This is a genomic window from Paenibacillus tritici (genome assembly GCF_013204885.1).
GTDB lineage: Bacteria > Bacillota > Bacilli > Paenibacillales > Paenibacillaceae > Paenibacillus_AQ > Paenibacillus_AQ tritici.
Genome location: NZ_JABMKX010000018.1, coordinates 85,970 through 100,059, shown reverse-complemented (window position 1 = coordinate 100,059; position 14,090 = coordinate 85,970). Strand labels below are relative to the sequence as shown.

The 14,090-nt window shown below is 53.6% G+C and carries 10 protein-coding genes; 1 reads left to right on the top strand and 9 read right to left on the bottom strand.

Annotation, left to right across the window (positions count from 1 at the left end):
* Positions 1 to 75: 75 nt before the first annotated feature.
* The 7 genes from HQN87_RS26245 to HQN87_RS26215 all read right to left on the bottom strand — a co-directional run bounded on the left by HQN87_RS26245 (position 76) and on the right by HQN87_RS26215 (position 6,416).
* Positions 76 to 1,368 (bottom strand): stalk domain-containing protein, encoded by a 1,293-nt coding sequence (locus HQN87_RS26245; RefSeq protein ID WP_173139328.1) that lies wholly within the window; start codon positions 1,366 to 1,368, stop codon positions 76 to 78.
* A gap of 161 nt (positions 1,369 to 1,529) precedes the next feature.
* Positions 1,530 to 1,820, bottom strand: coding sequence for a hypothetical protein (locus HQN87_RS26240; RefSeq protein WP_173139326.1), 291 nt, complete (start codon positions 1,818 to 1,820; stop codon positions 1,530 to 1,532).
* A 16-nt stretch (positions 1,821 to 1,836) separates the two neighbouring features.
* Entirely contained in the window at positions 1,837 to 2,724 is an 888-nt protein-coding gene (locus HQN87_RS26235) for an inositol monophosphatase family protein (RefSeq protein WP_173139324.1), read from the bottom strand.
* Between the two features lie 183 nt (positions 2,725 to 2,907).
* The gene (gene uvsE, locus HQN87_RS26230) at positions 2,908 to 3,915 is read right to left on the bottom strand and encodes a UV DNA damage repair endonuclease UvsE (protein WP_173139322.1); all 1,008 of its coding nucleotides are present in this window, start codon (positions 3,913 to 3,915) and stop codon (positions 2,908 to 2,910) included.
* Positions 3,912 to 4,229, bottom strand: coding sequence for a hypothetical protein (locus tag HQN87_RS26225; protein ID WP_036700056.1), 318 nt, complete (start codon positions 4,227 to 4,229; stop codon positions 3,912 to 3,914). Before HQN87_RS26225 ends, uvsE begins: the two co-directional genes overlap by 4 nt.
* Positions 4,230 to 4,276: 47 nt before the next feature.
* Entirely contained in the window at positions 4,277 to 5,368 is a 1,092-nt protein-coding gene (locus HQN87_RS26220; protein WP_173139320.1) for a D-alanine--D-alanine ligase, read from the bottom strand.
* Between the two features lie 19 nt (positions 5,369 to 5,387).
* Positions 5,388 to 6,416: an amidase domain-containing protein gene (locus tag HQN87_RS26215; protein WP_173139318.1), complete on the bottom strand. Its 1,029-nt coding sequence runs from the start codon at positions 6,414 to 6,416 to the stop codon at positions 5,388 to 5,390.
* Positions 6,417 to 7,105: 689 nt separating this feature from the next.
* On the opposite strand from HQN87_RS26215, the gene acnA reads away from it, so the two are divergent.
* Positions 7,106 to 9,850 carry an aconitate hydratase AcnA gene (acnA, locus tag HQN87_RS26210; RefSeq protein WP_173139316.1) on the top strand — a complete coding sequence of 915 codons (2,745 nt, stop codon included), beginning with the start codon at positions 7,106 to 7,108 and terminating at the stop codon, positions 9,848 to 9,850.
* Positions 9,851 to 10,109: 259 nt separating this feature from the next.
* Here acnA and HQN87_RS26205 read toward each other — a convergent pair whose 3' ends face one another.
* The gene (locus HQN87_RS26205) at positions 10,110 to 11,126 is read right to left on the bottom strand and encodes an ABC transporter substrate-binding protein (RefSeq protein ID WP_254075679.1); all 1,017 of its coding nucleotides are present in this window, start codon (positions 11,124 to 11,126) and stop codon (positions 10,110 to 10,112) included.
* A 618-nt stretch (positions 11,127 to 11,744) separates the two neighbouring features.
* The gene (locus HQN87_RS32855; RefSeq protein WP_301953229.1) at positions 11,745 to 13,964 is read right to left on the bottom strand and encodes a helix-turn-helix transcriptional regulator; all 2,220 of its coding nucleotides are present in this window, start codon (positions 13,962 to 13,964) and stop codon (positions 11,745 to 11,747) included.
* Positions 13,965 to 14,090: the final 126 nt, after the last annotated feature.

Sequence of the window (14,090 nt, the reverse complement as noted above, 5' to 3'; positions counted from 1 at the left end):
ACTAGACAACTATGTTCATCCACCTTTTCCATACGGGCCTGATTTGATTATTCACTATTACTAGACTATGCGGGATTATGGATTAATGAAGGCTGTCCGCAGCTTGCTGCTGTAATTCACATCGAACCCAAGTCCGGTAGCGAGCGCGGCAAGCGGGAGATAGGTTTTATCCTCTTTGCCGACCTTTTGCAGAAAAGCCGGTGTATCAATCGCCACATCCGCACCGTTCACCTTGATGGTCTTCGAGCCGATGGTAATGACTACCGTTCTTCCGCCATAAATAACGGTGGCACTGGCGGTATGGTTATCCCATTTACCGGTCGCCCCGACCGCATTCAGAATGTCCTTCAGTGCCAGGAAATTCTGCCCGTTCTTTAGAATGGGCTTGTTCGGAGTATTAAGCTCCGTTCCCTTCACGACGATTGACATCGGCGCAGCCTCTGAAGTCAGTGCAGTAACCGCAGGCGTGCGGTAAGCCCCCCATTGCAGTTCAGAGAATACAGCGGCAATCCGTTCATATCCAAGCTGTGTCGGATGGAAATCAGCCGCTCCTGCCCCGATAATGTGGGTAAGTGATCCCTCTACACCAGCGAACTTTGCAGCCACATGAGCTACCTTCACCGGCGCACCCGCTTGGTTCAGCGTAGCCGCAATATTATCGGCTGCTATGGTGAACTGCGCTGCCGCAGCCATCAGCTTGTCATACGAAGCCCCCAGGGCAATTCTCGGAGCAGGCTGATATTGATCGGCCAGTATAATCGTTGCCAGCGGATTCACGGCCCGGATATTCCCCAGCACCGCTGTCACATTGCTGCTGTATTCCGCCAGACGCTCCGCCAGCTGGGAAGCGAATTCGCCATCTGCAAGCGTTTTGTAGTTCAGGAACAGACTGCTGACATCATTGCCGCCAATAGTGATCGTAATCAGATCCGCCGCCGCAAGCTCCGTTCTAATCTGCGGCGTCAGCGCAGCGAACTGGGCAATCCGCGGATCAGGCAGCCCGGGCTGAATGGCTTCTGCTGTAACGGCCGTGCCGTCTTTGATAGCTCCGGTATACTGAAGCAAGCCCGCTGTCTTAAGGCCCAATATGCCGTAGTTACTCAGTTCACTTCTGCCATGATACCAGCCCTGCTCCAGTAACCTCTCGGCATACCCGTACGGCTTCACACCGGGATCGGTCATCCCCGGCTCATACCCGGCAGTAATGGAGTCTCCAAGCGCCACGATGCGAAAGACATCCTCCTCCGGGCCTTGCACAGCGGCTGCTGCAGCAGCATCTGCCGGACCCGCCTGCACACTGCTTAATACGGTGAACAACAGCAGTCCGCCAGCAGTAGCTGATATGAATCTTCTCCATGTCTTCAGCATCGTATTCCCCCTACAATAGTATAATTCCATTCTAACATCCGTCCCGCTCAAGTGGAAACGGCTTTGCCGTTATCGTGTGCAACCTATACATGCTTCGATTTGCGCAAAAGAGCGGTTTCCCGCTCGTCCGGGAAACCGCTCCTGAAAATACTGTCAGCAGCCTATGACTCTGCGCTGCCGGAATCTGTAGACTTCTTCTGGCCGCCAGTGTTAGGCGGACCGCCGGTTTTCTCTGAACGCTTCAAATATTTATCATACCGGTCATCCAGCTCATAGGCTATCTTGCGGTAACGAAGTGTTTCTTCAACTATCGGATCGAGTGTAGTCTGTATCCGGATCTCATACTTGGGCGAAATCTGAGTGAGCTCCTTGGCCTGCCGGTCCTGTTGCTCCATCTCGCCTTCCACCAGAAGGTCACTCAGTCTGCGCTCCAGATCTTCATTCTCGTTCATGACCATTCAAGCCCTCCTACTGCTTCTTGAAGCCTGTAGCATCCGCTGCTTGCAGGGAAGATACCAGATAATCATGGATTCGTCCATTGCTCGCCACTACATGGCGTGTACTGATATCGTAGGGATTACCCTGTGTATCCGTCACCTTACCGCCTGATTCCAGCACCAGCAGCACCCCTGCTGCACAGTCCCAAGGACTCAGCCCGACTTCAAAGTACCCGTCCACACGCCCGGCAGCAACATAAGCCAGATGCAGTGCGGCCGAACCGCCGGCGCGGATACCGCGGACCTGCGGCAGAATCTGCTGCAGCCCGGCCATATTGGCCGGCTGGGCCAGTACCCGGTCCGGCGGGAAGCCCATAGCAATAAGGCTGCTTCCCGGCAGCGTCTCAGCCGATACGGCTGTTGGAATCCCGTGCATATACGCGCCCTTGCCCTTCTCGGCCACGAACATCTCGTCCCGGGTAGGATCATAAATAACGCCAACCGTAAGCTCGCCCTTGACCACCAGGGCAATCGAAACACAATAGAATGGGAAGCCGTGCACGAAATTGGTTGTTCCATCAATCGGATCGACAATCCACAGATAATCATGTTCACGTGCTTCATCCAGGGCGGCAGTCAGTGCATCCGCTCCGGGAGGAACTCCCTCCTCGCCAAGGATGGCATGGTCGGGATAATGGGTCAGGATCAGCCTGCGGATCATTTGCTCCACACCTTTATCGACCTCCGTAACCAGATCCTGGGCAGAGGTCTTGCTGCCCAGCTCCTTCACCTGGCCTTGTCTGCTCTTGATCCATTCCCCCGCTTTGGCTGCAGCATTGATCGCTGCCGCCGTATGTCCCTTGCTTGTAACTACATAGGGCTCCCGTTCATTTCGGTTATCAGGACTTACAGGACTCATCTCTTCACTCCGCTTTCTTTGAGCATGATCGTTCTCCCATGGAACGGTGTATCAGCAGGACACCACTATCTCTGGCCTTGGAACATTGACTGCTCAACTTTCTTCCAACGTACCTCATTTCAGCATACTTATCAAGTCATGACTGAGGCCGTTACAAGGCCTAACCGGCATGTTTTTTGCCAGTTATGGTTCTATATTCACGCTGGCTCCATTTAGTACCATAATTCCATTCCTGCCCTCAGCCAGTCCCTTCATCTCCTCCATCAGACCAAACAAGGCACCATCCTTGAGCTTCGCCTCTATCATGACATCGACAGCCGGAGTATCGGCAGCAATCCGCTTCAGGAAGGCTACCAGCGGTGCAGGCTCCACGCCATCGGCATGACTGCGGGGATCAGACGGGCTGCGCGGGCTGGACACATGAATCTTCGGCGGCAGGTGTTCACCGGGCAGAACATCCTTCAGGGCCAGAGGGCTTGTCCATGTCTTGCGGATCTCCGGCCAGAGCTCCCAGGGAAGTTCGCCGTCATTGTTGACCCACTGATGATGAATATCCAACACCATCGGCAGTCCCAGCCTGCGGCAGACCTCCAGTGTCTCCACAGCGTTGAACGTCTTGTCATCGTTCTCCAGCGTCATCCGCTCTCTAAGTGCCAGCGGCAGCGCCGAGCACTGCTCACAGAAGCGTGCCGCAGATAGCGGCTTGTCCCCGTAAGCACCGCCAATATGAATATTGCTCTTGGCTGTCGCCGGCAGACCCATAGCTTCAAGCATATCCGCATGATGCTGCAGATCGCGGACCGAGCTGGCCAGGACCTCCGGCCGCGGAGTGCTCAGCACCGTGAAATGATCCGGATGGAAGCTGACCCGCAACCCGTGCTTTTTCACATAGGCACCCACCTCAGCAAATTCCTCTGCGAGTGAAGACAACGGATTCCAGTCCGCGAGATCAGGATGTGTTGCCAGCGGGACCAGCTTGGAGGTAAGCCGGTAGACCTTGATGTCCGATCCGACATTATGCTTCAGCAGACGGAGCGTATTGTGAAGATTCACCCGGGCGATGGATTCCAGCCTGCGGAGTCCGGCTTCCCGGTCATCCAGCTTACTGAGGCTTGCCATAGTCATGGTCTTGGAGGGGGAGCAGTCCGGGATCACCGTAGACATGGCAACATAGCCGAAGCGGACAATCATCCCTCTTCCCCGAAGAACATCTCGTAGGCAAGGGCCGTCTGTACCCGCGACTCTTCCTCATTCAGCTTACGTACCAGATCCATTTCCACAGCCGTAACCTCATTGCCCTGAAAATTTATTTCTGCAATCGAAGCGGAAATTTTGACAATCGCCACCGCGACATTCTGCGGATTGTAAGCGATGACCTTCTGGCCGGTCGGATAGACGCGGAAGCCCTGCTTCACCATTTTGGTACGTCCGTACTCCAGCAGCTCGTACAGCTCCTGCTCATTCTTGAATTTGCACACCGAATTGAATTCTGATTGAAACCCCATGCTTCTCTCTCCTTCCCGGCCGGAATGCTCCCGCCGATCACCTAGTGTTATTCATTATCGTATTTGAGTCCCTGTCTGAACCGGTAACGCTCCAGCGCCAGCCCGATCATACGGTCCAGCAGCGCCTGATAGGACACGCCGGTCTCACGCCACAGCAGGGGATACATACTGAACGGGGTGAAGCCCGGCATTGTATTCACTTCATTAATAAGAATCTTGCCGTCAGACTTCCGCAGGAAGAAGTCCGCCCGGGTAATTCCGCTGCCCTCAATAGCCTTGAAGGCCAGTAGGGCCGACTCCCGCAGGCGGTCTGCCACCTCCGGATCAACAGGTGCCGGGATCAGCATCTGTGATTTGCCGTCCGTGTATTTGGCCGCATAATCATAATATTCACCGGAAGAGACAATTTCACCCGGAACCGAAGCCTCCGGCTCCTCATTGCCGAGTACCGCAACCTCCACTTCACGCGCATCCACGAATTCCTCAATAATCACCTTGGTGTCATAGCGGAAGGCATAATCCACAGCCTTGATCAGGCTTTCTTTGTCGGATGCTTTGGAGATGCCCACACTGGAACCAAGGTTAGCCGGCTTGACGAAGACCGGATAACCCAGTTTATCCTCGATCCCGACAATCAGCTCGTGGCTGCGCTGTCTCCAGTTCGCCGCATTGAAATAGCAATATCCACATTGCTCCAGCCCGGCCTCACCGAACAGCTTCTTCATGACCACCTTATCCATACCCGCCGAAGAAGCCAGTACCCCTGCGCCAATGTACGGGATATTCGCCATCTCGAACAGCCCCTGAATCGTACCGTCCTCTCCGTTCGTGCCATGCAGCAGCGGGAACATGACATCCACAATGGAATCGCCGCCGCTAAGCCCGCTGAACAATGCATTCAGGGCCATCCCCATGTCTCCGGCATCCCCGGATAGCTTAAGCTGCTCAATGGCGGTGAAGGGAGCCTCCAGTACAGCACCCACCTTCCATACGCCCTGCTTGGAAATATAGAACGGAATAATCTCATATTTATCGTAGTCAAAAGCGTTCATAACCGCATAAGCCGTCTGCAGCGATACCTCATGCTCCCCGGATTTGCCGCCGTACACCAGTCCTACGGTACATTTTGCGTTCCCCATGCCCTAACCTCTTTCTGAATTATAAGTAGTCATTAATATGAAAAAAACGATACGCCGTCTGGTCTGTCCAGGCGTAGGAGTCCTTGTAATCCCAAAAACGGTGACGGCTGCTAACCGTCCGCGCGTTCACCAGCGGCATGCCCCCCGCGTCAAAAGCGGTGACAATCGTGCTGTGCTGGTAATGCCCGTTGCCGTCCCAGTCATACTGGATAATGTCGCCCAGCATCAGCTGCTCCGGACGCTCGACAATCTCCGCCCGGAGACCGCTGCTGTGGTTCCCGCTCAGATGACGATGCAGGCTGTCGGAGACCGCCCAGCTGAAGCTCCACCATTCCTGGGCTCCTTTATAGCCCTTGTACCACCAGCCCGTTTCTCTTTTACCAGTATAGTTGATAGGCGCTCCCCCTGCAAAGAGACATTGAGAGACATAATTGGTGCAGTCCACCTCAAAAATCTCGAACTCGGGATTGCCCTCCTTCCACCAGAGGTCAGCATAAGCCGCCGCTTCTTCCCGGCGGTAACGCACCTCCCTGTTGCCACTGGCTCCGCGCATTACCCGGCGGTTCAGCAGCGGCGGGGACGGCTGCGGAACTGTAAGCACCTCGCCCCACTGTGACATCCGCACGGCAGGCTCTGTCTCCACGAATGTGCGCACAGCATTGCGCTCAGGCACACTGCGTTCGACGCTTACAACCTCCCAGCCTCCCTTAACGCGTGCAAAGGTCAGGCGTTCCGACTCCACCACATCCTCACGGTGTGTCATACCGCCCTTCTCATAATAGAAGGCACTGTGCAGCGCCACATCGGCCACTACCTCGACAGAAGTCTGCCGCACGGTACGGATGGTCCGCACTCCCGTCTCTCCGCGCAGCGGCGTAACGCCGCGCCGGCTGTACCACTGGGCGATCCGGCGGGAACGGGCCTTCTGTTCGTCCAGATACCGCGGGTCCCTGATGGTAGTATTGCGCGGCGCGGTCCCTGGTGCAACCCGCCCCTTGTTCAGCTGATCTACATAGACATAGAGACTTTTCTTCCACTGCTGCTCCATTCATACTCCGCCCCTTCGTTCAAATATAAGGATTTATAGGCTCCGGCACTATAAACTATCCATCTATATAGATTGAACTTGTAAGTTTTCTGTTCAGGGATTTCCGTGACTCCAGAGAATGTTTGGCCCTCCGGCCGCTGTTGTCCCCAGATTTCCTGATTTCAAAACGCTCTTAGCGGTAGAAATCCGGTGACAGATGATGCTTCCGATGCGAGCTTTCCTACGGAAAGCTTTCAGGCGGACGCTGTCGCTCCTACAGTGCCAAAATTCTCCTCCGCCACTTTTCCCCGTCTGTATATTTTTCAAGTTCAATCTATATAGTTCTCACTGCAGCTTTGCCCTCCCTAAAGGGGAGGCACAGCCGTGTCCACTTGCCATTTTGTCTGCTGACCTATGTATATGAAGGATTAGTTGCACCTATACGGAAGCGGAAGCGATTTAACTCGGGGAGGAGCCTGGAAGAAAGCTGTTCAATAGCATAGCTGGAAATATTGCGGATAAACTTACGGTATGACCCCGGGGAGCAGCCGGATGAACGAGGTTTCTGCCCGGCCCGCTGGCGTTTCAACCTTTAATAAACCTCACATTAGGAAGCAAAAAAAACTTTACTCCCCTACTTGTAAACGTTATACTTAAAGTATAGGAAATATGAAATGTAGTTTCACCAGATGAAACGAGGAGGCGCATATATGCCAAGCAAGGACCATTTTTCATTGGCCAAGAACCTGAAATCAGGCGGCAAAACTTATCGCTACTATCATTTGAATTCGCTGGAAGAGCAAGGCGCAGGCGATATTTCCTCCCTGCCTTTCTCCATTAAGGTATTACTCGAGGCGGCTGTCCGCCAGTATGACGGACGGGCGATTACTGAAGAACATGTCAAGCAGCTGGCTAATTGGTCGGGCGGCATTGACCGTAATAAGGAAATTCCGTTCATTCCTGCCCGGATTGTCCTGCAGGATTTCACCGGCGTGCCGGTAGTTGTTGATCTCGCGGCAATGCGTGACACCGTCAAGAAAGCGGGCGGCGACCCCAAGAAGATTAATCCGCTTGTACCGGTAGATCTTGTTATTGACCATTCCGTTATGGTGGATGCGTTCGGAACGGCCGATGCACTGGAATATAATATGAATGTTGAATTCGAGCGTAATGAGGAACGTTACCGCTTCCTGCGCTGGGCACAGACCGCCTTCAATAACTTCCGTGCGGTTCCGCCAGCGACAGGGATTGTGCATCAGGTTAACCTGGAGTATCTGGCCTCTGTAGCCACCACTAAAGTTATCGACGGGGAAACGGTAGTTTATCCGGATTCTCTGGTCGGCACGGACTCTCATACTACAATGATCAACGGTCTTGGAGTAGTAGGCTGGGGCGTTGGCGGAATAGAGGCTGAGGCAGGCATGCTCGGACAGCCGCTTTATTTCGTTACCCCGGATGTCGTCGGCTTCAAGCTGACCGGCAGCCTGATGGAAGGTGCTACGGCTACCGACCTGGCCCTCACCGTTACCCAGATGCTGCGCAAAAAAGGCGTAGTCGGCAAATTCGTCGAATTCTACGGCCCGGGCCTGGCTAACATCAGTCTGGCAGACCGTGCCACTGTAGCCAACATGGCTCCTGAATACGGGGCAACCATCGGCTTCTTCCCTGTAGATGACGAGACACTCGCCTATCTGCGCAGCACCGGACGCCCGGATGAGCTGGTTGAACTGGTGGGTGACTATTATAAGGCGCAGGGCATGTTCCGCACCGCAGATACGCCGGACCCTCAGTTCAGCGATATCATTGAGCTGGATCTGGCTTCTGTCGTTCCCAGCCTGGCCGGACCGAAACGTCCTCAGGACCGGGTAGAGCTTACCCATATGAAAGAGAATTTCGAAGGCATTATCCGCACACCTGTTGACATGGGCGGTTATGGCCTAAGCGATGAGAAGATCGCTGAAGAGGTTGAGGTTCAGCACAAGAACGGCAGCACCAGCAAGCTCTCCACAGGAGCGGTTGTCATTGCGGCGATCACCAGCTGTACGAATACTTCTAACCCAAGCGTTATGCTGGGGGCGGGACTGCTTGCCAAGAAGGCTGTAGAACGCGGACTGACCAAACCCGGTTATGTCAAAAGCAGCCTGACTCCCGGATCGCTGGTCGTTACGGAATATCTGCAGAAGGCCGATCTGCTGAAGCCGCTGGAAGCGCTGGGCTTCTATTTGGCCGGCTACGGCTGCGCCACCTGTATCGGCAACTCCGGCCCGCTGCCGGATGAAGTTAGCCAGGCCATTACAGAACATGATATGACAGTTGCCGCAGTAATATCCGGGAACCGGAACTTCGAGGGCCGTGTACACGCCCAGGTCAAAGCCAACTATCTGGCTTCACCGCCGCTGGTTGTCGCTTACGCCCTTGCAGGTACAGTTAATATTGACCTGAAGACCGAACCTCTGGGCTATGACCCGCAGGGTGAGCCTGTCTTCCTGGCTGATATCTGGCCGACGACAGCCGAGATCCGTGAAGCTACCCTGCTCTCGCTCAGCCCGGAAATGTTCCGCCGCAAATACGAGAATGTATTCACTGCCAATGAACGCTGGAATTCCATTCCGGTACCGGAAGGCGAATTGTATGAATGGGACAACAACTCCACATACATTCAGAATCCGCCATTCTTCGAGCATCTGGCAGACGGTGTCGGTGACATCAAGGACATTAACAATTCACGTGTACTTGCACTGCTTGCCGATTCCGTCACTACCGACCATATCTCACCGGCCGGGAATATCTCCACCTCCGGTCCTGCCGGAGAATATCTGCGGAACCATGGCGTGGAGCGCGCCGACTTCAACTCTTACGGCTCACGCCGCGGGAATCATGAGGTGATGATGCGCGGTACCTTCGCCAACATCCGTATCCGTAATGCAGTAGCTCCCGGCACTGAAGGCGGCGTGACTACCTTCCTGCCAAGCGACGAGGTCATGTCGATCTATGACGCCTCCATGCTGTACCAGTCAGCCGGGCAGAACCTGATCGTTATCGCCGGTAAGGAATACGGCACAGGCAGCTCCCGTGACTGGGCCGCCAAGGGTACTCTCCTGTTAGGCGTTAAGGCAGTCATCGCCGAGAGCTTCGAGCGGATTCACCGCAGCAATCTCGTCGGCATGGGCGTGCTGCCGCTGCAGTTCCAGGAAGGCCATGGCTGGAGCAGCATGGGCCTGACCGGACGCGAGACCTTCGACATTACCGGTCTCGACAACCATGTCCTTCCCGGACAGGAGCTGACGGTCACCGCTACCCGCGAAGACGGCACCCAGTTCGACTTCCCGGTCATTGCCCGTCTTGACAGCACTGTGGACATCGACTACTACCGCAACGGAGGCATTCTGCAGACGGTACTCCGCCAGATGCTGGCAGATGCCACAGCTTCAGAGACCGCATTGCCGGTAGAATAAGCCTCTCCCACCGTTTCACCAAGGGCTATCCCAGAGTCATTTAATGACTGTTTGGGATAGCCCTTTTTTTAATGAGCAAAGGAGGAGCAGTAGTGCACCTCAATTCACCAGACACGACCTAAATGAGCAAATGAGGTGCAGTCGTGCTAATAACCTGAACACAAATCGGCGATTTTCCAATAAAGGGAGAATCGCCGATGCCGATGGTGTAACATTTCAGGCTTATGAGTGACACCCCATTATGGCGTTCGTGAAGGCACTATTTAACCGACAACAGGCTTGTTGTGATGAAATCGAGCTGCTTCTCCAGGGAGATCGGATCATTATAGGTGTCCGCAGCTGGATTCAGCTGGAAGACGTTTCCGGCTTTGACGGCCGGAAGGCCTGCCCACAGCGGATTGTCATATACAATCTTAGGATCAGTGGTGTCACCCGACCACGGACAGGTGAAGATTATATCACCGGCAAAGTCCGGCAACTTCTCCAGGGAGATAGACGCATAGCCGATCCCACTGTCAATCGCTTCTTTCTGCGCTTCGGCGGGAGCCTTCAAACCAAATTCCCCATATAGAATCTCGCCGCCCCGTCCATAGTTATGTCCAAATACATACAGCCCCTTGGCATATGGATTCAAGATGGATACGGTTTTATTGCCGACAGCAGCCTGTACCTGTGGCTTCAGCTCAGCGATTTTGGCCTCCCACTGCTCCACCCAGGCCTTGGCTTCATCGTTCTTGTTCACCAGCTTACCGAATTCAATCATTTGATCCTTATAATTCTTGGAGCCGTATTGAATCTGCACCACTGGCGCAATTTCCTTCAGCTTGTCGATCCCTTCTGTCCCGGTATACACGATAATCAGGTCAGGTTCTAGAGTAAGGATAATCTCAGGGGTTACATCCGTGCTGAGCGACTCTGCACCATCGAGCAGATCTGTAAGATATGGACTGTCCTTCGCTCCCTCCATTACACCTACTGGCTTAACACCCAGTGCCAGGAAGTAACCAGTGTAGAACGAAGTGGTATCCACAATTCTCTGCGGGTTCTTCGGCACTTGAACTTCACCTGCACCATCCTGGAAAGTAACCATTTCCGCTTCACCTGGAGCATCTGACGCGGCTGGTGTTGCAGTTGGTGTTGCAGCAGCAGGTGCAGGTGCATTCGCTGCCGCACCGGAACCCGAACCGGAATTATTGGACTGGCCACAGGCAGCAAGCAGCAGAGCCATGACCAGACTGAAGACGATCAACACAAGACTTGGTTTAGAATGTCGCAAAATAATCCCCCTATGTATTATATAATTATGATATTGATAATCATTATCACTGGTAATATAACACAGAGTTTACCGGCTGACAACACTTCTTGAATTTTCGTAAGAATAACTCCCTCCCCTCCCCATTCGCCCGCTCAGGGGCATAAGGTCGATTAGGGGCATTATAGCCCCTAATTGCTCTCTTTGGGCTTCATCTGTCATACGCACCTTTGCTCCAACACATTATATTCGGTTTTTCGATTACATTCGGCTTACGCTACCCCCACAGTCCAATTGTGTTCGGTTTCGATTACATTCGACTTACGCTACCCACCCGGTCCAATTGTGTTCGGTTTTCCAATTAAATTCGGCTTACGCTACCCACCCGCTCCAATTGTGTTCGGTTTTCCGTTAAAATATATTAAATAAATGAAAAGGCGATGTTCTGTTTTTAGCCACGCTGCTCATTTTCATGCTGGAGTTGTGCCTTTAATGACATGTTTGTTTTTCGCAGACATCCGGCCCAATAGGTTATGGAATGAAACATATACATTCAAGCCAAAAAAATCCCCTTTACATAGAAAGGGGATTGCTTTTCTCCTGGTATGCGGATAAGTGATCGTGGCCCCAGAGGGGCGTTCAGGAAGTTTCGATACGCTCGGAGTCGAACATTCTTTTGTAGACCAGTGCAATGATCTGCGAGCGGTCAGTTACGTCCATTTTATGAAAGATACGGCTTAGGTGATTCTTGACAGTATGCTCGCTGATAAACAACGTGCTGGCAATCTCCCTGTTCGTCTTGCCCAGAATAATCAGCTCCAGCACTTCTTCCTCACGCGGTGAGATCCCCCATTCTTCCTTGGGCGTCTTCAGCGCTGTACTGTTCAGCAGCTTCGCTGCCGAAATGCCTCTTCTCTCCGGCTGAGCCTCCGAGCGGCTGCGTAAAAAGGACTGGAACGAGGTGCGCGGCTCACTGTGCAGCTCCCGGGCCACATACTCGTCCAGACTGAAACGGGAAGGGTCCAGCCACTGCGGGTCTGTGTCAGCCAGCAGCTCTTTATCCGCACTTTGGCCTATATGATGGAGCACCAGCGCCAGCAGCTGCGCAGAGACAGAGACGGAAGGCTTATTCATCGTGAAATAAAACGAAGCGAATTGATCCACCTGCTTCAGCAGAGAAATCTCTTCAGGGTAGAATCCGTATCTAAGCAGGACATCGAGCTTGAACGGAGCCAGAAGGCCGGCAGTTCTCATCTGCTCTGCCTCACGCTCCGGCAGGCCTGTATAGCGGGCAAGCTCATACGCCATCGAAGCAGCCTCTGAACATAGACGGTGCAGCTCTGGATTACGGGTATGCAGATATTGAAGGGTATGGTCCAGGAGTACCTCCGCCTGCTTCGTGTGCCTGCTGTCCTTCTCGATCAGGCGGATGGAGGTGCTTGCCAGGCTGGCGAGACAGTCAGTGAAGGAGAGCCATTCCTCGGCTTCACTGCGGCGCCGGAAGCCCACCGATAGAATGCCTTTGAAGACCTGGTCGGTAATGAGCGGGCATTCGAGCAAGGCCTGCCCTCCAGTCTCGCCATGGATGATCGCGGAAGAGAGGAACGCCTGCGATGAATACCGGGTCTGAAGATCCCGGATATAAGGCGCTATCTCTTCCTGCCTCCATCCCTTGGCATAATGGGTGCCCCCCGTAAGCTCCTCGAAAAATACGAGTACCGAGGACGGGGAAAAGGGCATGCCCATAATCATATCCAATACCCCGTTACCCAGCTCCTGTGTAGAAACGGCCTGCGGCAGCAGCCTGGCAGCCTCCTTCAATCGCTGTGTGGCTTCATTGCGCAAGGCTTCGCGCTGCATCAGCCGCTCTCCCCGCCCGGAGACACCCAGAAGCGCGGCTACATTCTGCTCATGCTGGGCAAAGTCCTGGATCTGGCGGGTCGCGCCAAAAGCAATAGCAAGCAGCAGCGCCTTCTTACCGCTGTGGATCTGCACCGGATAACAGGACAAACACTCCGGCTGCGTCATTCCGCGCTGGGAGAAGAATATCGATCTCGGATCTTTGGCAATGCCCTGCCAGTGCCGGGGCTCCCTGCCGAGAACCGCTTGCCCCAGGAATCCGTCTCCCTGCTGGAACCCGGCATCCATGAGGAGATTGGCTTCTTTGCCTGCGCAATATTTCACCGTGAACTGCCCGGCCTCTTCCTCTTGGGCAAAAGCATACAGCTCCGCATCAGAGAACGCACCTGCCATTTGCTGCAGCACAACCTCAATCTTCAGGAACTCTTTCTCCAGATTGGATAATAGCTGTGAAATAACCAGATCTCTTCGTTGTTCCAGAGGCTTAAGCACACAGCCCGCCAGCAATTTAGACAATATGTTCCCAAGCGCACTCAGCTTGCACCTGATCTTACCGATACCTTCGCGGCTTAGCTCTGGCATAGCAGTCACTTCAGCCCGCAGCATCTCATAATAAGGATGATTCCGCATTTTGGCCTCGAACGCCTGGAGCACAAGCTCCTGGGTACCTTCCTCCATATATAGACCGGACCATAGATAATACGTCTGGCCATAGTCAGGGACCAGAGGACTGACCACATACTTCAGTCCGGGAACCCATTCTTCAAGTACGGCAGGGTGTGATAAGGGGCCTATTCTGAGTAGTGCAGGCTCAAAAGGCCTGTCCATCCCCTGCAATGAATTAAACATCTTCTGATAGAATATTCCGAAAAGCGTCGGACGGGTAACTACATTTCCCGCCTGATCCGTAAGCACAATAGCCTGACCCGTAACAGAGCCGAACGTATCCTGGAGCTCTTGAATTTCTCCCATCAGTGAATCGGGTATAACGACTTTCATCCCATCACCTCATGCTCTGGATTCCTTATATTTCTACAATAATTTTAATTAATCATTTTTAATGATAGTTCATTTTGACTAGATATTCAATGAAACTGCGCAAGTAGAAATAGCCTTTATTTCCCA